The sequence below is a fragment of the Desulfosporosinus meridiei DSM 13257 genome, assembly GCF_000231385.2.
GTDB lineage: Bacteria > Bacillota > Desulfitobacteriia > Desulfitobacteriales > Desulfitobacteriaceae > Desulfosporosinus > Desulfosporosinus meridiei.
Genome location: NC_018515.1, coordinates 3,801,544 through 3,823,616 on the forward strand (window position 1 = coordinate 3,801,544; position 22,073 = coordinate 3,823,616).

The window sequence follows — 22,073 nt, forward strand, 5'->3', positions numbered from 1 at the left end:
CTGCCACCCATCCATCGTGAGTTAAAGCATTCAAGCAATCAGGTCTCCTGGCTAAGGTTCCTCGTTCTATGCCTCCTTCCCAAGTTTCCTCAGTGGATATGGCAAAGAACTCCCCGTTACAGTGGCGGGACCGCGCCGGAATCACACCGGCTTCCCTGTTTTTTGATTTTTCAGCAAAGAAAAATCATTTGCTCGAAATATTTGATTATTATAAATTTAACACGAATGATCTTTAACGTCAAGTAAGATTTAAAAAGACTTTGTCAACTTGCTACCTATTCTACTTCTTGAATAATTGGCAAGATCACAGGTCTGCGGCGAGTTTTTTCGTAGAAATGCTTACTTAAAGTATCTCTAATCTGGTTCTTGAAGACAGCCCATTCAGTAACCCTGTTTTCCCTGCAACGAGCCATGGTTTGTTTAACTTTTTGTTTGGCTTCATCTAACATGGTTTCGGACTCCCGAACATACACAAATCCACGGGTTACAACATCGGGTCCCGATACTATAGCGCCGCTGGCACGACTTATAGTCATGACGACAATAAGAATACCGTCTTGGGAAAGCTGTTTGCGATCTCGCAATACAATATTCCCCACATCTCCGATACCCAACCCGTCGATTAAGACTTTACCAGCCATGACTTTGCTGCCTAATGCCGCCCCATGCCGAGTAAATTCAACTACGCCGCCGTTTTCAGTAATGAAAATATTTTCTCTGGGAATGCCCAGCTGTTCTGCTAATTGGGCATGTTTGATTAACATGCGATACTCTCCGTGCACAGGCATAAAATACTGCGGGCGAACCATGCTCAGCATTAGTTTCTGCTCTTCTTGGCTTGCATGACCCGAGACATGCATACCTTCAGCCGATTCGTAAATCACATTAGCACCCAGTTTGAACAATTGGTCAACAGTCTTAGCAACTGATTTCTCGTTACCCGGAATAGGGCTCGCTGAAATGATTACAGTATCCCCGGGTTGAATCGCGACATGCCGATGATCATGGTTAGCCATTCGAGTCAAAGCAGACATCGGCTCTCCTTGGCTTCCTGTTGTTAAAATACAAGCCTGATTCCCCGGTAAGCCAATAATCTCATCAATATCAATTAGGGTTCCTTCCGGGATATCCAGATACCCTAGTTCTTCAGCAATTCCAACAATATTAACCATGCTTCTTCCCACCACTGCTACTTTTCGGTTTGTGTTTACAGCAGCAGTAATCGCTTGTTGGAGTCGATAAACGTTCGATGCAAAGCTAGCTAAAATAACACGATCTTTGGCATTCCGGAAGGCTTCATCAATCATTTCTCCGACATGACTTTCAGATGGAGTAAATCCAGCTCTTTCAACATTAGTACTGTCAGACAGTAAGCATAGAACTCCCTTGTCCCCCAGCTCTGAAAATTTATGAATGTCTAGTATCTCACCTGACACAGGGGTATGATCCAGCTTAAAATCTCCTGTCACAACAACAGTTCCTAATGGGGAATGGATAGCAATCGAAACCGAATCCGGTATGCTGTGATTTACACGAATAAACTCAATTCGGAAAACTCCAAGCTTTATTACATCACGGGGCTGAACAACGGTAGCCTGTATATTGCTAAGGTTGTTTTCTTTCATCTTGGATTGAATAATACCTAAAGTCAAACGTGTTCCAAATACCGGCACATCCACATCTCTTAAAAGATAAGGCAATGCACCAATATGATCTTCGTGCCCATGGGTTAATAAGATCCCAAGCAGCATTTCTTTGTGCTCAATTAAGTATGTGTAGTCTGGTATTACAATGTCTATTCCGAGCATGTCTTCATCCGGAAACGCTAATCCTGCATCAACTAGCACCATTTGGTTGTCATAGCGGATCACTGTCATATTTTTTCCAATTTCACCAAGTCCACCTAATGGGATAATCTGCAATTTATGCTCTTTTGGCAATCAAACCACCTCCTATTTTGTGTTTCTTTATATCTCATGTGCCCAAAAAGCTAACGGGATTCTCCCGGTTTCTTAGCAGCCCAAAATTTAAGCAACAAAAAAGACGCGAAATAACAAAACGAACACAATGACGCCCAGTGTTCGCCAATACTTCGATAATCATCTATGAAACTAGCCGCACAATAAAGATAATATATTATAGCGCGAAAACCGAAGGCTTGCAAGTTCGATCATCATCTCCTAAAATTCCTTAATTGCTCAATTCTGACATGATCCGTGTATTAAAAACCAAGATTCGGGAACGATATTTTAAGAGCATATTACTTCATAAACTTTCTGACTAGTAATAGAAAGGTGGAATAGTCATGACCAATGTTGTTTGTAGTGCAATCAAATGTCATCATAATGAGGATGGCCATTGTCAACTCGAGACATTAAGTGTAACCTCCAGCTTAATGGATCGTGAAGCAGAGTGTGCTTTTTATGAACCCGGAGATAAATAACCCCTTTTCTTCTAACCTAAACTTATCTCTCTCATTAAGTCATCACCTTTGATTGGTGATGACTTATTCCGATGACTCAGAATACTTATATTAAGCTCAGAAAGCTAATAAACCCCTGCTTGCAGAGGTTTATTAGCTTTCTGAGCTTAATACTTAAAGGTGCTACCCAAATACACCTTTTTATTTTACAACAAAGTAGTTTATAGAACTTTAGACCACTGTATTTCCAGGCATATCAGAAGCGACCTTCAATTCTAATGTCTCTACCTGTCTCCTATTATCGATTCGGGATTTTTTTGTAATTTTTAAGAGCTCCTCAAGAAATTTTAGTTCCTCTAGTGTAGCCTCAACAAGCGGTAATCGGACTCCCCCGGCTTTAATGCCAATCATGTTCATGAGCGCCTTAATCGGAACAGGATTTGAAGTGACAAATATTCCTTTGAATACTGGGTAAAGCTCCAGGTGCCATTTTGTTGCCTGGGCAGTATCCCCGTTAAACCAGGCATCGATCATTGCCTTCATCTCATCTCCAACAATGTGGGCGGCAACGCTAACAATTCCATTGCAACCTAAGGCTAGCATAGGTAATGTCATAGAGTCATCTCCGCTATAGATCTCAAATTCCGTTGGCAAAAGTCTTTTGAGTTCACTGACCTGATCCAGAGAACCGGCTGCTTCTTTTAATGAAACTATGTTAGTAATTTCTGATAGCCTTTTAACCGTATCAGGCAGTAGGTTTGCTGATGTTCTACTCGGTACATTATAGAGCATTAGCGGTAATGGTGTAGCCTCTGCAATGGCTTTAAAGTGTTGAAACATTCCCTCTTGAGATGGTTTATTATAGTAGGGTACAACAGCCATTAATCCATCTACACCTGCAGTCGCCGCCATACGGGCTAAGGAAACACTTGAACTCGTTGAATTTGATCCAACCCCTGCGATGACAGTTCCTCTTGTTCCTAGGGCCGCTTTGACAGTCTTAAAGAGCTCAATTTTTTCTTTATCGGTTATGGTGGGTGATTCTCCGGTCGTACCACATACCACGACCCCGTCGGATCCGTGGTCTATTAAGTACTGCGCTAGGCGCACAGCTTCTTGATAATCTACCTCCAATGCGTCATTCATGGGAGTCACCATGGCGGTCAAGATTCTACCAAAAGGCATCTTTCTCATCCTTTCTTCCCATTCCATTTAGCATACTATATGTCTAACTTAAACTTCTTGTGCAATGCTTGCACTGCAGTCACCATGTCTCTTTGATGAACCAGTACCCAAATCGTTGTATGTGAATCGGCTGATTGCAGGATAGTGACACCTGCATCTGAAAGTGCCTCAACCATGTCAGCCATAACACCAGGAACGCCAGCTATGCCTGCCCCAACTATAGATACTTTTGCACAACTAGGTACAACCTCTGTTTCAAAGTCCATATTCTGTAGTATTTGAACTGCTTTGGCAGCAACTTCATCTGATACTGTGTAGAGCACTGCTTCGGGCTGTACGCTGATAAAATCTACACTTATGTCAGCAAGGGCCATTGCCTTGAAGATTCGCTTATCTGTAAGCTGTTTGTTTGAAGCGTCCGTTGTCATTATCTTGAATTGCGTTACATTTGGTGTATGGGCGATTCCGGCGATGATTCGATCTGTAGTAATATCAGTTCCAACTTCCCGATCAGGATGCATATTAGTGACTAATGTCCCCGGAGCTTTGGAAAAAGTTGATTTGATCCTTAGAGGTATATTTCTTTGCATAGCAATTTCCACTGCCCGGGGATGAATAACTTTAGCGCCCTGATAAGCTAGCTGACATATCTCGTTATACGTGACTGTATCCAAAATCCGGGCATCCTCTACGATCCTCGGATCAGCCGTCATAATCCCTTCCACATCAGTATAGATATCAATAGATTCGGCGTTAAGGGCAACACCTAAGGCTGAAGCTGTAGTGTCACTTCCTCCTCTTCCTAGAGTAGTAATCTGACCACTTTCTGTCACACCTTGAAATCCGGTCACAACGACAACATATCCTGCTGCTAATTGTTCTAATATCTCAGCTGGCTCTACTCGTACAATGCGAGCGTCACCAAAATCATTGTTTGTAATGATTCCTGCTTGACCACCTGTTAAGAGAACTGCTTTCAGTCCTAGACTTTTTAATGTACTTACTAAAACTGTCCCGGAAATCACTTCCCCACAACTCATCAGAAGATCTAATTCGCGTTTGGGTAAATCCGGGTGTATTCCCCTGACCATAGTTAAGAATGTATCAGTGGCATAGGGATCGCCTGAGCGCCCAATGGCTGAAACAACAACCACTGGAGAATACCCTTCATGAACAGCCTCTGACACAATAGACGCCACCTGAGCCCTTCGCTCATCTGTAGCAAGGGAGGTACCGCCAAATTTCTGAACAAGAATATGCACCTTCTAACCCCCCTATTCTTGGTTCGAACTCAAATCCAACTTTTTGCTTTACCACTTGGCAATAGATCTGATAATTCATTCAATCCTAATTAAACAAACTCATTTTCCGAAATCCAAGCGATCATCTATTTTAGCTCCTTGATCGCTTATTTAACTCACTTTATCCCTGCAAAGACGATTCAAAAAATTTCGAACCACCTTGGAGGATTACAGCAGTTCTGCAATCTGAACAGCGTTCGTTGCGGCACCCTTACGAATTTGATCCCCGACAACCCAGAGGTTAAATCCTTTATCAATCGAGAAGTCTTTACGCAAGCGACCTACATAGACTTCGTCTTTATCAGAACTAAACCAAGGCATAGGATAGTGATCCTTACTGGGATCGTCGATTACAATGACGCCGGGAGCCTTGCTTAAAGCCTCTCTAATTTCAGATACACTGACAATGCGCTCTGTCTCAACATTGATGGATTCAGAGTGGCTTCTAAAAACAGGCACCCGAACGGTTGTGGCAGTAATGGCCATGCTTGGCACATGGAATATTTTCTGAGTTTCTTTAACCATCTTCCATTCTTCCTTTGTATAGTCCCCCTCCTGAAAAACGTCAATGCGAGGAACAAGGTTAAAGGCAATCTGATGAGGGAAAACACTAGAGATAAGCTCCTCACCCTGTGACCAAGCTTTTACTTGGGCACCCAATTCCTCAATGCCTTCTCGCCCGGCACCTGAAACAGCTTGATAAGTTGAAACCACTACTCGTTTAATTCCTGCTAGATCAAAAATAGGCTTAAGTGCAACTGCCATTATAATTGTCGAGCAATTTGGGTTAGCAATTATCCCTTTGTGTAACTTTACATCTTCCGGATTAACTTCAGGAACGATAAGCGGCACTTCTGGATCAAGTCTAAAAGCACTGCTATTATCAATAACCACTGCTCCACTTTCTACAGCAGAACGGGCATATTCTGTGCTAGCTGATCCACCGGCAAACAGAGCAATGTCTATCCCCTTAAAACTCTCGTGGGTAGTCTCCTGAACTTCAAGTTCCTGTCCCTGCCATGTAATTCGTTTCCCTGCAGAACGCTTGGAAGCCAGCAACCTTAGTTCTGTAACAGGGAAATTCCTCTCTGCTAGAATTTTAAGAAACTCTTGTCCTACTGCACCTGTGGCACCAACTATTGCTACATTAGACATTACTTATGTTCCTCCTTATTATTGACTGAAATAGGGCTTAGTCAGGTGCCCTTTGAAGGCACCTGACCATCCCTTTTATAGCGTTGATCACTTTCCCAGATAGTCCACTAATATCGGTTGAATTTGTCTTCCTGCATATGCCATTAAAATCGTCTCCGGGATTTTATCCATATGTGCTACTAGAGAATTTGCTTTATCCTCGGGATTATCTTGCCCAAACGGTACCAAGTAAACATTTTTGGTAATCAATAAAGTTCCAATATTTCGAGCATTTAATCCGAGTCCATCGTTACTAGAAATCGCTAAAACAACAGGCCTTTGATTACGAAGATGAGATTTAGCAGCCATTAACACCGGGGTATCGATGATTCCGTTGGCGAGCTTAGCCAGGGTATTTCCGGTACAAGGTGCTATTACTACACAATCAAACATTTTCTTGGGTCCAATCGGCTCGGCCTGAGGTATTGTATGAATGATCTCCTTTTGCGTAATTTGCCGGAATTGAAGTTTCCAATCCTCAGCTTTGCCAAAACGAGTATCCATACTTTCAACTGAATAAGAGATAATCGGTGTTACCTCAGCTCCCTCATCAACTAACCCCTTCATTATTTTGGTAACCTCATTTATAGTACAGTGTGATCCTGTAATAGCAAACCCAATTTTCAACCCTTCAAACTTCATCCCTTACACCTCCACTTTACAAGTAGTGTTAATTGTGGTCAAGTGACGAAGAATAAGTTGCGGGTAGATATGAGCAAGAATCCGTCCAGCTGTTTTTGGGGCTACAATTCCTGGGAGGCCTGGCGCAAGCTGAGCTTTGATACCTAGCATTTGCGCATATTCAAAATCTGTTCCGCCCGGGATTGAGGCCAAATCAATGATTACTGCATCATGAGACACCTTTTCTAGCATCATTCGATCTAAAACTTGATGAGGTACAGTGTTAAAAACTATTTCTGCCCGACCGATCTCATCCTCTAGATTCGCAAAATGCAGTGCCTGAAGGCCCATTTCTTCAGCTCGTGCTAAATCCGAAGGTTTGCGGGCAACTCCAGTAACATGCGCTCCAATTCCTACCAACATTCTTGCTAAAGTCCAACCACAGCGTCCTAATCCTAAGACAAAGCTCTGACTGCCATGAATAGTGATCTTAGTTGCTTCCATCGCCATTTGAATAGCGCCTTCTGCTGATGGTATAGAATTAAGAATCGCCAGTTCATCCAACTTGGCAGTCTCAATCAATTGAATTCCTAAATTCTCTGCTGCAGACTTTAGCGCCGGCCTTGCATAGCCAATAATCAGTGGTACATTTCTCGGAATAGATTCGAGTACTTTTTTGTTTAAGACAATTGGTGTATCCGAGTATTTAGCTTTGATTACCCCACGTTCATCGGCTCCGAACATCGGAAAAAGCAATACATCCACTTTGCTTACAGCATCCTCCAAAGACGTTGCATGCATCATTTCTGAATTGTGAGAAGCCTTTTCGAATCCGACCCCGATTATGTAGGCTCCTTGTTTCTGTAATTCGGCTATTAGATAAAGTTCCCGGTCATCTCCCCCGACTACAGCAAAACGAATTCCTTTCAAACCCGCACTCATTTTTATGCCCCCTTTGAGACAGTGTCCCATGACTACTATCCATTATATGAGGGTATGCAGGCTGCGGTTACGCAGAAATACATCTAATCAAGGAAATTATCCAGCCCAACTATTAGCTCTGTCAGCTCGTAAGATTTTCTTATACTTAAGATAATCCCCGGCATATAGGTTTCTCTGGAGAATGCATCATGTCTAATTGAAAGCGACTGACCAAGCCCTCCAAACAGGACTTCTTGGTGAGCGATCAAACCTGGCAAACGCACTGAATGAATATGGATTCCTCCTAGGTCAGCGCCCCTGGCCCCAGGTATTTTTTCATACTCATTGGGATGTCCTTGAACCATAGGCTCACGAACTTCCAAAATCCCTTCTGCTGTTTTTAAAGCAGTCCCGGACGGAGCATCTAATTTTTGATCATGATGCAGCTCAATTATATCAACATGTGGGAAATATTTAGCGGATTCTTTGGCAAACCTCATCATCAGTATTGCTCCTATAGAAAAATTCGGGGCTAAAAAAGCTCCAACATTCTCTTTCTCTACTAGAACACGTATTTCACTTATCTCTGCTTCATCCAACCCCGTAGTACCAATAACGGGAACTACTCCTGCCAAAATTGCTGTTTTAGAATTTTTTAGAACTGATTGGGGATTTGTGAAATCCACCAATACATCTGCCTTCGCAGAACGTAAGGTATCAATATCTAACGGTCCAGTAATATCTACTCCAACTCTTTGAGTGCCTGCAACAAACCCAACATCCATTCCTTGATGTCGTGTATCAGAAGCTCCTACTAAAAGGAGATCATCTTCTTTTAAAATCGAACGGATCACTTCTTGACCCATTTTCCCACTTGCTCCGGCAACAAAAACGCGAATTTTTTTCAACAGTACCCCTCCTGCGCTGATAAGGCAAAAACCCCGTTGCTATAAACGCAATGCGGGGTTAAAGCTTTTCCATACATTTTATTGGGTATGTGCTCCTTTTGTCAAATTGAATTTTCAGCGAACTCTTTCTGATCTGTTGTGTAATTCGACTATAATGACCTCTGAGCCGACTTTTTTAACAGTTTGCCAAGGAATTACCAAATGTTCACGATCCCGATCCCCTTTAGAACCCCAAAAGCCTGAAAAGCCTCCTCTGGAAGTTAGGATGATTGCCTCTACTGATCCGTTAAAGGAAATATCTAGGTCTGCATCCCCCACTAATCCTAGTTTTGCTCCATCATAGAGGTTAATAATTTCTTTTCCGGCTAGATCACTTAAAAGCATCCTATCCTCTCCTCTACTTTCGTAATCTTACCCAGGCTCTTATTGCAAATGGCTGTAAAATAGCAAGTAATAACGAAATCACAGCTAAAGGCTCCACAAAAAAAACAGAATTATAGAACAAGTCTTCAGGTATTTTCAAAAATGAAAACAATAGCTCCAACGAGAGATAAATCCCTCCTGCAGTACCGACCAATTGGCTCAAGGCCCCAGCAAGCAAGTTTGAAGAACTCTCAGTCGATCGCCACATCATTCTATATTTTCGTTCACGTACTGAAACTACAACGCCTAGAATTAAAACTATTGCGCCAAGGGCTTCCATTTCAATCCCCCTCATGGGGATTCTATGAATAGACAAACATTATTAGAACAAACCAGGAATGTTTTTAATTGATATATCTCGATAAACTTTTACACCCCTGTTGAACCAAAGCCACCTACCCCTCTAGCAGTTTCTTCTAGTTCATTCACCTCCTCAAAAATGGCCCTAAAAATTGGCATGAAGATCATTTGAGCTATACGATCCCCAGGGTTGACTGCTAGAGGCTCACTCCCAAGGTTTTGCATTAAGACCTGAATCTCGCCTCGATAATCAGCATCTATAACCCCTACTCCATTAGTTAAGCCAATTCCGTAACGGCTGGCTAACCCACTTCTAGCAAAGACCAGTGCGACAATATGTGATCCTGGAAGTTCAATAGCCAGACCTGTGGGAATTTTAATATTCTCGCCAGGTTTTAACACTATTGTCTTCTTTAAATCAGCACACAAATCAACCCCTGCTGAAGCAGCGGTTGCGTACTCTGGAATACTCAGCGAATTTTCATTTCCACTTACCTTTTTAATTTTAACGATTATTGAGTTTGTCACCAAAAAGATCCCCCACTTCGATATTCGTGGTTCGATATTCGTGGTGATATACGAACCACGATCCTCGAACCACGAACTTTCGATTACTACCATCCTGATTGCTTCAACAAGTCCGGTAATACAACATCATGGCCGGATGGCCCCATTGTCATAATACTTATATTTTCCTTTTTCCATAGTCGCCCAATCACTCGTAAAACATCCTCAAGCGTCACCTTTTCAAGCTTCTCTACGACTTCCTCTGGAGATAGCACGCGATTATAGGTTAGTTCCGTCTTCCCCAAGCGACTCATTCGGCTACTGACTGCTTCTAATCCCAAATACAAGCCGCCTTTGATCTGCGCTTTCGTTCTTGCTAATTCTTCTGCACTAATTCCTTTTTCCTTCATTTCCATCAATTCTTCAAGAATACAGACAATTACTTCCTGAGTATTTTTAGGACTTGTACCGGCATAAATCGCAAATAATCCGGTATCGACATAGGTTGAATGGTACGAATAAACGGAATAAGCCAATCCTCGTTGTTCACGTATCTCTTGGAATAAGCGAGAACTCAATCCACCACCTAAAATGTTATTGAATATATGCATGGCATAGATGTCTTCATCATCTTGACCTAAACCCGGCACACCCATGATGATATGCATCTGTTCAGTATCTTTCTTTTGATAAAATTCAATCGTCCGGCCGATAGGAGTTTCTTCGAGTACTCTTCGCCCGCCTCGATTAAAATTACCAAATTGGGGAGACAACTTGTTAACAACCTCTTCATGCTTAATTTTTCCGGCAACAGAAATCACAAGATTATCAGGGGCATAGTGCTCAGTAAGGAACTGCATAATTTTCTCTCGGTTTAAAGCCTTAATACTCTCTTCTGTTCCCAAAATTGGTTTCCCGAGTGGGTGATCATTCCAGACTTGCTCGGAAAAAACGTCATGAATTAATTCATCTGGAGAGTCCTCATACATTTTTATCTCTTCAATGACAACATTTTTTTCTTTCTCAATCTCTTTTTCATCGAAAAGCGACGAGAAAAACATATCACTCAAGACATCTATAGCCAGATCTAGATCCTCATCAAGTATCTTTGCATAGTAACAAGTATATTCTTTGGTTGTAAAGGCATTCAATTGCCCACCGACAGCCTCAAGGGATTCCGCTAAAGCTCGAGCAGTTCGATGTTCAGTTCCCTTAAAAAACATATGCTCAATAAAGTGAGAAATCCCCTCAAATCCTTCACGCTCATCCCGTGAGCCAGCCCCTACCCACATTCCTATTGCTGCGGAACGAACATGGTCAATTTCCTCTGTAATAATCCTAACACCGTTAGGCAGTAACGTCTTTTTATACAATAAATTCACTCCCTCTTACTTCCTTCTAAGAATTAAAGGAAATAATCGTCTTAAGGAACGATTTTTCTTCGACTCCATTTTCACTGATTAGGGGAACGCTGTTTAGCTTCTTTTCCCCCATCCACACCTCTAAACGACCTAACCGATCCCCAGCACAGATAGGCAGATTCGTCGGTTTTTCCCATTCGATACGCTTTTCCAGCTTCTTAAGATCAGCCTTTTTAACGCTTACATCCAGAGGATCAGTCGTTAATACTTGAACGGGCTTTGTAATATGTTCAAACTTGCCGATTACCTCGCCGGCGGCCGCTAACCGAACAGTTTCAGTGTTTTGAAACCCCCATTCCAAAAGCTTCTTGGCATCTCCGAATCGATCAGGTGCATTGAGAACAACAACTAAAAGTTGGCGTCCCTCCTTGGTAGCAGAAGCCACCAAACATTTGCCGGCTGCCGTAGTTGTTCCAGTTTTAATACCATCTGCATAGGGATAGTTCCATAGCAATTTATTGGTGTTTCTAACGTCCATGAAAACGTCTGGCTCAATAAAGTGTATTTCGGTCTCTTTTAGCCGAGTAATTGATACAAATTGTGGAATCTGCAAACCATACCTAGCCATTAAAGCCAAGTCATAAGCTGTTGAATAATGCTCTTTTCGAGGTAAACCGTTGGTGTTAACAAAATGTGTATTTTGTGCACCCAAGGCCAGTGCCTTTCGATTCATTAATTCTACAAACTGTTCTTCACTTCCGGCAATATGTTCAGCAATTGCTACACAGGCATCATTCCCTGAACGAACTAAGGCCCCTGTTATAAGTTCATAGAGCGCGATTTTTTCCCCGGGATCCAGGTAAATTGTCGATTCACCAACAGCTGCCGCTTTATCACTCACTGTTACAATTTCATCAGGTCGACCCAGTTCGAAGCCCAAAATTGCGGTCATGATTTTTGTGGTGCTAGCTGGAGGACGTTGTTTATCAGCTTTTTTGCTAAAAAGAATATCTCCTGTAGCCACATCCATCAGCACTGCAGCATCAGCGGTCACTCCCGGGTCGGCCCCCTCTACAGCTTTATTTGCAGGCTTCTTTACCGGGGCACCAAAGACGGGTCCAGCCAGTAATAAGCATATACCTATAACACAAAGAATAACGCAGTAGAAAGCCTGCGTCCGCTTTAGACTAGTCATTAAACCACCTCAACTTTTATTATTTCATGAGGTAGTATCTCCGCTCTGGTCATATGTTATTAGCTCATCAAGAGTTTGGAAGATATAACCCTCCTTGGCAAGTTGTTCAAGAATCACGGGCAGAGCTTTTACTGTATTAGCTTTCGGATGCATTAACACTATGGCACCTGACTTGTTTGGCTTAATTCCAAACTTTATGGCAGGATTTACAATTCTCTTGGCAATTATTTCCGGTGTGCTGTCAGGCCTCCAATCAACAGTATCAAGTGTCCAAAGGATTGTTCTATAGCCCATTTCATGGGCAGCTCGAAGTCCGGATGCTCCCTTCTCACCATAAGGAGGAGCATACAACTGTGTCTTCTTCCCTATAATTCCTTCTACAATACTTTCTGTTTTTTTGATTTCTTCTTGGTTTGCTCCCACGGAAAGCTGATCAGGATGAGGATGAGAATACCCATGGTTTTCTATTTGATGCCCTCTATTATAGATTTCTTTCAGCAAGTCTGGATTTTTCTTGGCCCATCGACCAGTTACAAAAAAAGTTACCTGAGCCTTATTTTTCTCTAATTCATCTAAGATTGCCGGAATAAATTCTTCTCCCCAGTCAACATTAATCGTTAAAGCCATGAGTTTCTGATCCGTCGTGATTTGGTCAATAGGCTTAGGAACAGGTGTGTTTGAGGCTACAACCCAGCGCCCAGCAACAATTCCGACAATCAATAGAAAGAAAATCCCGCCAAACGAGAGTATTCGTCGCGAGATTTTTAAGTTAATGAACATATGCGTCCCCCCCTCTTTAACATTTATGCAAGTGGAGGGACTCACAGACTGATCATCGTTGATTATTTGGTTAACTCATTAAGATTTTTGTGGGGCTGGATTTTCTTTACGGGGTATTGCTTCTTTACGAGATAGATTCAACCTACCTTGCTTATCGATTGCAGTAGCCTTAACTGTAATTTCATCTCCAACTTTTACAACATCTTCTACTTTTTCGACACGTTCATGAGCCAACTGAGAAATATGAACTAGCCCTTCCTTGCCAGTGAGCCCCAAAACTCCTGGGATGACCTCAACAAATGCGCCAAAATCCATAACCCTTGTGACTTTACCTTGATACACCTTACCTACTTCAACTTCCTGGGTCAGGGCCTGAATTATTTTTAAGGCTCTCTCTCCGCCATCGCCGCCAACTGAAGATATGAAGACTCGTCCATCATCCTCGATATCGATTTTGACATCTGTTTCCTCGACGATTTTCTTGATAGTTTTTCCCCCGGGTCCAATAACCTCACGAATCTTATCCGGATGAATCGTCGCGGTAATAATTCTTGGTGCGTAAGCAGAAAGCTGTGGGCGTGGCTTATCCATAACAGCTAGCATCTTATCAAGAATATGAAGTCGCCCAGCTTTAGCTTGAGTTAAGGCTTTTAGTAGGATTTCTCTTGACACACCCATAATCTTAATATCCATCTGCAAAGCGGTTACCCCTTTGCTTGTTCCAGCAACTTTAAAATCCATATCTCCAAAATGATCCTCTAAACCCTGGATATCTGTGAGTATAGCAATTTGATCATCTTCCTTAATGAGTCCCATTGCAATACCTGCAACAGGTGCCGAAATAGGAACACCGGCGTCCATTAATGAAAGAGTACTACCGCATACGGAAGCCATGGAACTTGATCCATTAGATTCCAAAACCTCTGAAACCAAACGAATCGTGTAAGGGAAATCATCCTCGTTAGGAAGCACCGGAACTAAAGCACGCTCTGCTAATGCACCATGACCAATTTCTCTTCGTCCCGGTCCGCGCATAGGCCTAGTCTCCCCAACACTATAGGGGGGGAAATTATAGTGATGAATATACCTCTTTGATCTTTCTAAACCCAGACCATCGAGAATTTGCTCATCTCTAGCCGCACCTAGAGTTGCCACTGTTAACACTTGAGTTTGTCCACGTGTAAAGAGGCCTGTCCCATGTGTACGGGGTAAAATACCTACTTCGACACTAATTGGGCGAACTTCATCCACTGCCCGACCATCCGGTCTGATTTGCTCATGGGTAATCAATTTTCGGACAATCTGATGCACAATGTCCTCTAGGATATTTGAGATTGCTTTTGAATCTTCAGGGAACTCAGCTTCAAGATGAGCTAGAGTTTCAGCTTTAACTCCGTCAATTGCATTCTCTCTAGCTTTCTTCTCTTCTACTCGTACAGCCTGATCTAATTTAACGTAAGCAAAGTCGCGTACTGCTTGGACAAGGTTTTCAGGGTGACCTACTATTGTCACTTGAAGTTTTTCTTTCGCCAAACCCATATTAAAAGCTTCTTCTCGATAGCCTTCAATAAACTTAGCAATCTTTTTAATCTCTTCGTGCCCAAACATAATTGCATCTAAGATCTTATCCTCTGGCACTTCATGGGCACTGGCTTCCACCATCATGATAGCTTCTTGCGTTCCGGCAACTGTAATATGCATTTGGCTTTTAGCACCCTGTTCAATAGTAGGATTAATAATATATTCATCATCCACAAGTCCAACCGTAACTGCAGCGATAGGACCTTCGAAGGGAATGTTAGATATAGCTAAAGCTGCGGAAGCAGCATTTATAGCAGTGATATCTGTCGCACAATCTTGATCTACTGACATTACAGCTGCAACAACTTGAACTTCATTGCGAAATCCCTGTGGAAACAACGGACGAATAGGTCTGTCAATTAAACGAGCTGAAAGAGTTGCTTTCTCACTAGCTCTCCCTTCACGTTTAATAAATCCGCCCGGAATTTTTCCTGCGGCATACATCCGTTCTTCAAACTCAACTGTCAAGGGGAAAAAATCAATACCTTCACGAGCTACAGCACTGCAAGTTGCAAATGCAGTTACGACTGTATCTCCATAACGAAGAAATATTGCACCTCCCGCTTGCTTCCCAAGTTTCCCGGTCTGGAAGGTCATAGTTCTTCCACCTACCGAGAGTGACCTTTCTAGTATTTCCTGTTTCACAATGGAACCTCCTTAAATCTATTCAAATCCTTTTTAACTTGTTTTCTCTTCGACATATTATTATTATTTCCTGCAATTTGTAGAAATAAAACTATGTAGCTTAATTTTCGTGGGGACGGTCCTTTAACACACATAATGTGTGTTAAAAGACCGTCCCCACTACACATAAAAAGAAGCGGATCCCATAGATCCGCCTCTCACATTACTTCCGCAGGCCAAGTTCAGTAATAATAGTACGATAACGATCAAAGTTACCATTCTTTAGATAGTTTAATAAAGCACGTCTCGATCCAACCATCTTTAATAGCCCACGGCGGGAGTGATGGTCTTTTTTATGAGTCTTAAAGTGCTCTGTTAAATAGGTAATCCGCTCGGTGAGAAGCGCAATTTGTACTTCCGGAGATCCGGTGTCCCCTTCGTGTTGGGCAAACTTTGTAATGATCTCTTGCTTTCTCTCAGGTGTCATCATGATTTAAATTCCTCCATTTTTTTAATCCCGACTGCCCAGGTTTACGTTGGAGTCTTCGCTAAGCCGAGTCAGTGGGTCTACTAGTATCTAAAGTAGTATACATTGTAATTTAGGTTTTGTAAAGTTTTGCTCATAGTTATCGATCTCTAGTTTGATTCAAAACGGCCTTAGCAGTTGAACAATCCTTGTCCAACTGTTTTAAAAGTTCATTCACTCCATCAAACTTCCGTTCATCACGTAAACGCGCTTCTATGAACACAGTAATCTCCTTCTCATATAGATTACCATCAAAATCAAAGAAATGGACTTCGACCACGGTATCATACATTTCATGAAAGGTTGGTTTCATTCCAATATTCATCATCCCTAAGACACGTCTTCCATCTATTAAGCTCCAAATAGCGTAGACTCCCCGCTTAGGAATTAAAAAATCATCAGAGGTAAGTATGTTAGCTGTAGGATAACCCAGTATCCTCCCACGCTCTTCTCCATGTATAACTGTACCACGCAGGCAAGGCAAATGCCCCAGAAGAGAGCTTGCCAACTGAATATCCCCTTGCAGTATAGCTTTACGAATACTACTGGAAGATATCACGCGACCATCAATTGTCTGGGCCTGGAGTACACTGACTCCGAATCCATGCTTATGCCCTAAGGCTTGGAGCAACTCGGGATTCCCTTTGCCTTGTGCACCAAAAGAATAGTTAAAACCGACCACTACGTGCATAACCCCTAGGGGTAAAAGGATTTTCTCCACAAACTCTTCTGGTGAAGTATTTGCCATTTCTAAGGTAAAAGGCAGATGGTAAACAGTATGGACTCCTAGTTCCTCCATATACTGCAAACGCTCTTGAGTACTAGACAATAGCTTTACTCCTCTTTCAGGAAACAATACCTTCAAGGGATGAGGTTCAAAGATTAAGACGTCTAGACCCACACCTAAAACTACCGCTTGTTCAAATCCATGCAAGAGTAATTTACGATGACCTAGATGTACTCCATCAAAATTACCTAATGCTAAGACACAGGGCTCTCTTTCCATAGGCAGACTTGTTCGAACTTGCACCGAATTAGACCTCCTAAAATAGGGAATAGCATGCGGCATTCCAACAAATTATTTAAAGACTTTATGTGGGTAAAGAGCTTCCTTGCGCCAGACTCCTATTCCTATCAATTGTTCACGCTCCATTACCTGCACGTAAGGCTCATTGCTTTCTTCATAAAGATTAACTTGATCTCTTCTGCTTGGTAATCCATTCCGAAAAGCATTAGCACGTACCTCGGATAATGATACCCGGGGCAAATCAATCCCAGCAGTTAGGGGCAAAATAAATGAATAGTCATTGTTCCGTACAGCTTCTTCAATCTCTTCCAAGGTCCAACTTTCCTGGATCTTAAACGACCCAGAACGAACTCGTACTAAATAGGACATATGGGCCCCACAGCCCAGAGTTTGTCCAAGATCATGACAAATTGTCCGTATGTAAGTTCCTTTTGAACACTCAATATTTAAGACAGCCTTGGGAAATTCTCCTTGATACCATTGCTCAAGGTTCAATTTATAAATTATCACTTCACGTGGAGTAATCTCAATGGGTATTCCCTTCCGAGCATATTCATAAAGGTGCTTTCCTTCTTTACGAACAGCTGAAAACAAGGGGGGTAACTGAGATATCTTCCCAGTGAAATCAGGCAATATCCGTTCTAAATCGGCCTTGTCAAGACTCGGTAGAGTCTCTTGTATTACTTTACCATAGGCATCCTGTGTATCCGTTGTAATCCCAAACTTCACTTCGGCAATATATTTTTTTCCTTGATCAGTAATGTATTCGGCTAATCGTGTAGCCTTGCCTACACAAATTGGCAATACGCCAGCAACTCCTGGGTCAAGAGTTCCGGTATGGCCGACTTTTTTCATTTTGAGACTTCTACGTATCCAAACCACAACATCCGAAGAAGTCATTCCCGGTGGTTTGAGAACGTTAATTATTCCTTCCACTCCTTAACGCCTCCTCAATCGCACCAATAATACTTATCTTAGCCTCGGTAAGGGGGATTTTTAAGGTGCAGCCTGCTGCTCGCTTGTGCCCTCCTCCACCGAATTGTGCAGCTATCTTATTGACATCCAGCCAGAGATTAGAACGCAGTCCAACTTTCACTTCTAATGGTCCGACCTCTTTTAATAGTACTGCAGACTCGACACCGGCGATGCTACGCACATGATTAACCAAGCCGTCACTTAACTCCTGCTCGGCACCGCTCCTTTGAAAATCCTCAAGACTCAAAGTAAGCAAGGCCAATTGTCCCTCAGCATACATTTCTAGACCAGCTAAGGCACATTGAAGAAGTTTCACTTGGGCTATTGGCTTTTGATCAAAAATATTATGATGAATAGAAGCTAAATCAATCCCTAAATCCAATAGCTTGGCCGTCAAACGATGGGTCTGGGCTGTCGTATTGCTATACTGAAAACAACCGGAATCCGTTACAATAGCAGTGTAAAGATTAACGGCTATGTCCAGATCAATCTCTACACCCAGAAGGTTTATAAGGGTTAAAGCTAGCTCCCCTACTGCACTTGCTCGGGCATCAACCCAATTAATATCTCCAAAGTTTAGATTTGAGATATGATGATCTAGGTTAAGAATTGTACTGTTACCATGGATATCGGATTTTGCGAGATTAACTCTCCCCAAATCTGTACAATCTACAAAGAGCAGGGTCTTCGGTTGGGGATTCGGAAGGATCTGACTTATACAACGAGAACCCGGCAAAAACCCTAAATTTCCTGGTATAGGATTAGGATTATAGTACACCACTTCTTTGCCCATTTTCTGTAAAGCTAGACCTATGGCCAGCATAGAACCAATACAGTCACCATCCGGTGATATATGGGAGAAAAGCGCCACCTTTGGCGCTTTTCTTAGAACGTCTACAAACTCTTCCATGAAAGTGTTTTCAGTCATGGGATTCTTCCTTACTGGTTTCCTCGGATACTCCAACATCCTTCAGCAATTTCGCAATATACGCGCCATGTTGAATGGATGGATCGTATTTGAAAACGATCGATGGAACATGTCTAAGCCGTATCCGTTTGCCAATTTCACTTCGAACAAAACCAGCAGCACGATTCAAGGCATCTAATGACGCATTCCCTTCCTCCTCAGTACCCAAAACACTAATATACACTTTCGCGTGTGACAAATCATCTGCAACATCCACACTTGTCAGAGTTACAAATCCTATGCGAGGATCCTTTAACTCTACACGAATAAGCTGAGAAATTTCCTCTTTAAGTGTTTCCGCCAACCGATTAGATCGATGTTTTGACATACCAATACCTCCAGGGATTACTATAATGTTCGCTTAACTTCTTCCATAACAAATGCTTCAATAGTGTCTCCCTCTTTGACATCATTATACTTTTCTATTCCAATTCCACATTCATAACCTTCGGCAACCTCTTTTGCATCATCCTTAAAGCGCTTAAGAGATTCCATAACACCTTCATGAATGACAATGCTATCTCGAATAACCCGGACTTTGGCAGAACGAAGAATTTTACCTTCAGTCACCATACAACCGGCGACTGTTCCGGCTTTAGGAACTTTAAAGACCATACGAACTTCAGCCTTACCCACAACAACCTCTTTGAAAGAAGGGTCTAACAAACCTGTCATTGCCGCTTTAACATCTTCAATGGCGTCATAGATAACTCTGTATAAGCGCAGATCTACCCCTTCTAACTCAGCTGTTGCCTTGGCATTGGCATCAGGGCGTACATTAAAGCCCAGAATAATTGCGTTTGAAGCCGAGGCCAGCATAATGTCTGTTTTATTGATTGCACCGACTCCGCCATGGATTGGATTAACTCTTACTTCGCCTGTTGAAAGTCGTAATAATGATTGCTTTAAAGCTTCGACAGATCCTTGTACATCTGCTTTGATAATAATATTGAGGTCTTTAATTTCACCCTCTTTAATCTTATCAAAAAGGTCTTCAAGGCTAACTTTCACAGCGACACTTTGTTTAGACTCTTCTACTTTGCGCACTGCAATCCGAGCAGACGTTATCTGTCTAGCTAATTTTTCATCTGCAACAACGTAGAATGGTTCTCCAGCTTCAGGAACTTCGGATAGGCCTTGTACCTCTACAGGCATTGAAGGACCAGCTTTTTTAACACGTCGGCCTTTTTCATCCAACATAGCCTTAATTCGGCCATATGCACAACCGGCTACTGCGACATCGCCAATATTAAGCGTTCCTTTGGAGACGAGTACAGTTGCTACCGGCCCCTTCCCTTTATCCAGTTCTGCCTCGATAACAGTGCCGGCAGCCGGACGATTTGGGTTCGCTTTATACTCGCGAACTTCTGCAACTAACAAAATCATCTCCAGCAGTTGTTCAATGTTATGATGACTCTTCGCTGATACTGGAACGGCAATTGTATCTCCGCCCCATTCTTCGACGACAAGACCATACTCTGTTAACTCCTGTTTTACTTTTTCTGGGACAGCATTCTCTTTATCTATCTTGTTAATAGCTACTATAATTGGAACCTCAGCCGCTTTAGCATGATTTATAGCCTCAATAGTTTGAGGCATTATTCCATCGTCAGCCGCTACTACTAGAATAGCAATATCGGTTACCTGAGCACCACGAGCACGCATAGATGTGAACGCTTCATGTCCCGGTGTGTCTAAGAAAGTAATTTTTTGGCCGTTTATTTCAACTTGATAGGCCCCAATATGCTGCGTAATGCCCCCTGCCTCAGAAGCGGTTACATGTGTCGTCCGAATGGCATCCAGGAGTGAGGTCTTACCATGATCGACATGCCCCATTACTGTAACTACAGGCGGACGGGTAACCAGGTCTTGGGGATCATCTTGGATTTCCTCAATAACAGCCAATGACTTCTCGGCCTTTACCTCAATTGTTACTCCCATTTCGCCGGCTAGGATTGTTGCGGTTTCAACATCCAATTCCTGATTGATAGTTGCCATAACTCCCAGGTTCATAAGCTGTTTAATCAGTTCTCCAGCTTTACGGCTCATCTTAGAGGCTAAATCCTGAACTGATATTGATCCCTGTATCACAATATGCTTTGGCGTAGTATCCTTAACTTCTTTTTTGACATGTTTTTGTGGACGTCTATGGGGTGACCGGATTGCATTTTCTCTTTCTTTTTCGATTTCTCTTTTTCGTTCGTAAGCCTTATCTTGAGCTTTTTTATTTGCAGGCATTTGCCTTTTCGCTTGTTCAATAATAACGGGTGACGGCGGGGCACCCCCACCAGCACGCGGAGGCATTCCTGGACGAGCACCTTGCTGCTGACCCTGGTACCCTGGGCGCGGACCTTGCTGCTGTCCTTGATATCCCGGACGGGGTCCTTGCGGTTGTCCCTGATACCCTGGACGGGATCCTTGCGGCTGGCCTTGATATCCTGGACGGGGTCCTTGCGGTTGTCCCTGATACCCTGGACGAGGTCCTTGCTGCTGTCCTTGATATCCCGGACGAGGTCCTTGCGGTTGTCCCTGATACCCTGGACGGGGTCCTTGCTGCTGGCCTTGATATCCCGGACGAGGTCCTTGCGGCTGGCCTTGATATCCCGGACGAGGACCTTGCGGTTGTCCTTGATATCCCGGACGAGGACCTTGCGGCTGGCCTTGATATCCCGGACGAGGTCCTTGCGGCTGGCCTTGATATCCCGGACGAGGTCCTTGCGGTTGTCCTTGATATCCCGGACGAGGGCCTTGTGGTTGACCTTGGTACCCTGGTCGCGGACCTTGAGGTTGACCTTGGTACCCTGGTCGCGAACCTTGTGGCTGACCCTGACTCCCTGAACGTGGACCTTGTGGCTGACCTTGATATCCAGGTCGAGGACCTTGTGGCTGTCCTTGATTTCCTTGCCTTGGGGCTTGTGGACGCCCTTCGGCTCCCGGACGTCGTCCTCCCTCAATTTCTGGGCGAGCACTTTGAGGCTGCCTTTCCATTGCTGAACGGGGATCTTTCAGCTCTCCATCTTGTACTGATTCAGTTGTCATTGGTCTTGTTTCTTCAGTATTTTTGTGTTCAGAATGCTCCAAATTTGTCTCCTTTCCTTTCAGTTGGTTCCTTAAGCGATCTGCGTCTTTTTGATCGACCGTACTTAAATGATTTTTTACATCAGTTCCCATAGCCACGAGTCTTGTCATCACTTCTTTACTACTAAAATTTAATTCTTTTGCTAATTCATGAACACGAATACTCATTTAACCACC

The 22,073-nt window shown here is 43.0% G+C and carries 21 protein-coding genes and 1 riboswitch; of the genes, 1 reads left to right on the forward strand and 20 read right to left on the reverse strand.

Annotated features, from left to right (window positions below; all coding sequences use genetic code 11):
• Positions 1-20 precede the first annotated feature (20 nt).
• A riboswitch (cobalamin riboswitch) is annotated at positions 21-207 on the reverse strand.
• A 68-nt stretch (positions 208-275) separates the two neighbouring features.
• Positions 276-1,940: a ribonuclease J gene (locus DESMER_RS17510; RefSeq protein WP_014904393.1), complete on the reverse strand. Its 1,665-nt coding sequence runs from the start codon at positions 1,938-1,940 to the stop codon at positions 276-278.
• Positions 1,941-2,305: 365 nt separating this feature from the next.
• On the opposite strand from DESMER_RS17510, the gene DESMER_RS23240 reads away from it, so the two are divergent.
• Complete coding sequence (locus DESMER_RS23240) at positions 2,306-2,443, forward strand: DUF1540 domain-containing protein (protein ID WP_014904394.1); 138 nt, start codon at positions 2,306-2,308, stop codon at positions 2,441-2,443.
• 210 nt (positions 2,444-2,653) lie between these two features.
• Here DESMER_RS23240 and dapA read toward each other — a convergent pair whose 3' ends face one another.
• The 19 genes from dapA to infB form a co-directional block, all read right to left on the reverse strand.
• Complete coding sequence (dapA, locus tag DESMER_RS17515) at positions 2,654-3,607, reverse strand: 4-hydroxy-tetrahydrodipicolinate synthase (RefSeq protein WP_014904395.1); 954 nt, start codon at positions 3,605-3,607, stop codon at positions 2,654-2,656.
• Positions 3,608-3,642: 35 nt separating this feature from the next.
• Positions 3,643-4,869 (reverse strand): aspartate kinase, encoded by a 1,227-nt coding sequence (gene dapG, locus DESMER_RS17520; RefSeq protein ID WP_014904396.1) that lies wholly within the window; start codon positions 4,867-4,869, stop codon positions 3,643-3,645.
• 207 nt (positions 4,870-5,076) lie between these two features.
• Positions 5,077-6,063: an aspartate-semialdehyde dehydrogenase gene (locus tag DESMER_RS17525; protein ID WP_014904397.1), complete on the reverse strand. Its 987-nt coding sequence runs from the start codon at positions 6,061-6,063 to the stop codon at positions 5,077-5,079.
• Between the two features lie 87 nt (positions 6,064-6,150).
• Entirely contained in the window at positions 6,151-6,744 is a 594-nt protein-coding gene (locus tag DESMER_RS17530) for a dipicolinate synthase subunit B (protein ID WP_014904398.1), read from the reverse strand.
• A 3-nt stretch (positions 6,745-6,747) separates the two neighbouring features.
• Complete coding sequence (dpsA, locus tag DESMER_RS17535) at positions 6,748-7,665, reverse strand: dipicolinate synthase subunit DpsA (protein WP_014904399.1); 918 nt, start codon at positions 7,663-7,665, stop codon at positions 6,748-6,750.
• Between the two features lie 83 nt (positions 7,666-7,748).
• Entirely contained in the window at positions 7,749-8,552 is an 804-nt protein-coding gene (gene dapB / locus DESMER_RS17540) for a 4-hydroxy-tetrahydrodipicolinate reductase (RefSeq protein ID WP_014904400.1), read from the reverse strand.
• A 114-nt stretch (positions 8,553-8,666) separates the two neighbouring features.
• Positions 8,667-8,936 (reverse strand): YlmC/YmxH family sporulation protein, encoded by a 270-nt coding sequence (locus tag DESMER_RS17545; protein ID WP_014904401.1) that lies wholly within the window; start codon positions 8,934-8,936, stop codon positions 8,667-8,669.
• 13 nt (positions 8,937-8,949) lie between these two features.
• Positions 8,950-9,255 (reverse strand): hypothetical protein, encoded by a 306-nt coding sequence (locus DESMER_RS17550; protein WP_014904402.1) that lies wholly within the window; start codon positions 9,253-9,255, stop codon positions 8,950-8,952.
• A gap of 89 nt (positions 9,256-9,344) precedes the next feature.
• Positions 9,345-9,803 (reverse strand): dUTP diphosphatase, encoded by a 459-nt coding sequence (gene dut / locus DESMER_RS17555; protein ID WP_014904403.1) that lies wholly within the window; start codon positions 9,801-9,803, stop codon positions 9,345-9,347.
• Positions 9,804-9,889: 86 nt separating this feature from the next.
• Entirely contained in the window at positions 9,890-11,155 is a 1,266-nt protein-coding gene (locus DESMER_RS17560) for a M16 family metallopeptidase (protein ID WP_042334722.1), read from the reverse strand.
• Positions 11,156-11,180: 25 nt separating this feature from the next.
• Complete coding sequence (locus DESMER_RS17565) at positions 11,181-12,338, reverse strand: D-alanyl-D-alanine carboxypeptidase family protein (protein ID WP_014904405.1); 1,158 nt, start codon at positions 12,336-12,338, stop codon at positions 11,181-11,183.
• 24 nt (positions 12,339-12,362) lie between these two features.
• Positions 12,363-13,118, reverse strand: a complete 756-nt coding sequence (locus DESMER_RS17570) for a polysaccharide deacetylase family protein (RefSeq protein ID WP_014904406.1) — start codon at positions 13,116-13,118, stop codon at positions 12,363-12,365.
• 78 nt (positions 13,119-13,196) lie between these two features.
• Positions 13,197-15,344 (reverse strand): polyribonucleotide nucleotidyltransferase, encoded by a 2,148-nt coding sequence (locus tag DESMER_RS17575; protein WP_014904407.1) that lies wholly within the window; start codon positions 15,342-15,344, stop codon positions 13,197-13,199.
• A gap of 202 nt (positions 15,345-15,546) precedes the next feature.
• Positions 15,547-15,813, reverse strand: a complete 267-nt coding sequence (rpsO, locus tag DESMER_RS17580; RefSeq protein WP_014904408.1) for a 30S ribosomal protein S15 — start codon at positions 15,811-15,813, stop codon at positions 15,547-15,549.
• Between the two features lie 136 nt (positions 15,814-15,949).
• A complete protein-coding gene (locus tag DESMER_RS17585; RefSeq protein WP_014904409.1) occupies positions 15,950-16,879 on the reverse strand; it encodes a bifunctional riboflavin kinase/FAD synthetase in 930 nt (309 codons plus the stop codon).
• Positions 16,880-16,927: 48 nt separating this feature from the next.
• Positions 16,928-17,812 carry a tRNA pseudouridine(55) synthase TruB gene (gene truB, locus DESMER_RS17590; RefSeq protein WP_014904410.1) on the reverse strand — a complete coding sequence of 295 codons (885 nt, stop codon included), beginning with the start codon at positions 17,810-17,812 and terminating at the stop codon, positions 16,928-16,930.
• Positions 17,796-18,779, reverse strand: coding sequence for a DHH family phosphoesterase (locus DESMER_RS17595; protein WP_014904411.1), 984 nt, complete (start codon positions 18,777-18,779; stop codon positions 17,796-17,798). Before DESMER_RS17595 ends, truB begins: the two co-directional genes overlap by 17 nt.
• Positions 18,772-19,146, reverse strand: a complete 375-nt coding sequence (gene rbfA, locus DESMER_RS17600; protein ID WP_014904412.1) for a 30S ribosome-binding factor RbfA — start codon at positions 19,144-19,146, stop codon at positions 18,772-18,774. Before rbfA ends, DESMER_RS17595 begins: the two co-directional genes overlap by 8 nt.
• Positions 19,147-19,166: 20 nt before the next feature.
• Positions 19,167-22,064: a translation initiation factor IF-2 gene (gene infB, locus DESMER_RS17605; RefSeq protein ID WP_014904413.1), complete on the reverse strand. Its 2,898-nt coding sequence runs from the start codon at positions 22,062-22,064 to the stop codon at positions 19,167-19,169.
• Positions 22,065-22,073: the final 9 nt, after the last annotated feature.

Bases quoted from the DNA above. Each gene is read 5' to 3' on its own strand.
- dpsA (WP_014904399.1), bottom strand. From the start codon at position 7,665: ATGAGTGCGGGTTTGAAAGGAATTCGTTTTGCTGTAGTCGGGGGAGAT.
- DESMER_RS17550 (WP_014904402.1), bottom strand. From the start codon at position 9,255: ATGGAAGCCCTTGGCGCAATAGTTTTAATTCTAGGCGTTGTAGTTTCA.
- infB (WP_014904413.1), bottom strand. From the start codon at position 22,064: ATGAGTATTCGTGTTCATGAATTAGCAAAAGAATTAAATTTTAGTAGT.
- DESMER_RS17545 (WP_014904401.1), bottom strand. From the start codon at position 8,936: ATGCTTTTAAGTGATCTAGCCGGAAAAGAAATTATTAACCTCTATGAT.
- dapA (WP_014904395.1), bottom strand. From the start codon at position 3,607: ATGCCTTTTGGTAGAATCTTGACCGCCATGGTGACTCCCATGAATGAC.
- DESMER_RS17595 (WP_014904411.1), bottom strand. From the start codon at position 18,779: ATGACTGAAAACACTTTCATGGAAGAGTTTGTAGACGTTCTAAGAAAA.
- DESMER_RS17530 (WP_014904398.1), bottom strand. From the start codon at position 6,744: ATGAAGTTTGAAGGGTTGAAAATTGGGTTTGCTATTACAGGATCACAC.
- rpsO (WP_014904408.1), bottom strand. From the start codon at position 15,813: ATGATGACACCTGAGAGAAAGCAAGAGATCATTACAAAGTTTGCCCAA.
- DESMER_RS17565 (WP_014904405.1), bottom strand. From the start codon at position 12,338: ATGACTAGTCTAAAGCGGACGCAGGCTTTCTACTGCGTTATTCTTTGT.
- DESMER_RS17525 (WP_014904397.1), bottom strand. From the start codon at position 6,063: ATGTCTAATGTAGCAATAGTTGGTGCCACAGGTGCAGTAGGACAAGAG.
- DESMER_RS23240 (WP_014904394.1), top strand. From the start codon at position 2,306: ATGACCAATGTTGTTTGTAGTGCAATCAAATGTCATCATAATGAGGAT.
- DESMER_RS17570 (WP_014904406.1), bottom strand. From the start codon at position 13,118: ATGTTCATTAACTTAAAAATCTCGCGACGAATACTCTCGTTTGGCGGG.
- rbfA (WP_014904412.1), bottom strand. From the start codon at position 19,146: ATGTCAAAACATCGATCTAATCGGTTGGCGGAAACACTTAAAGAGGAA.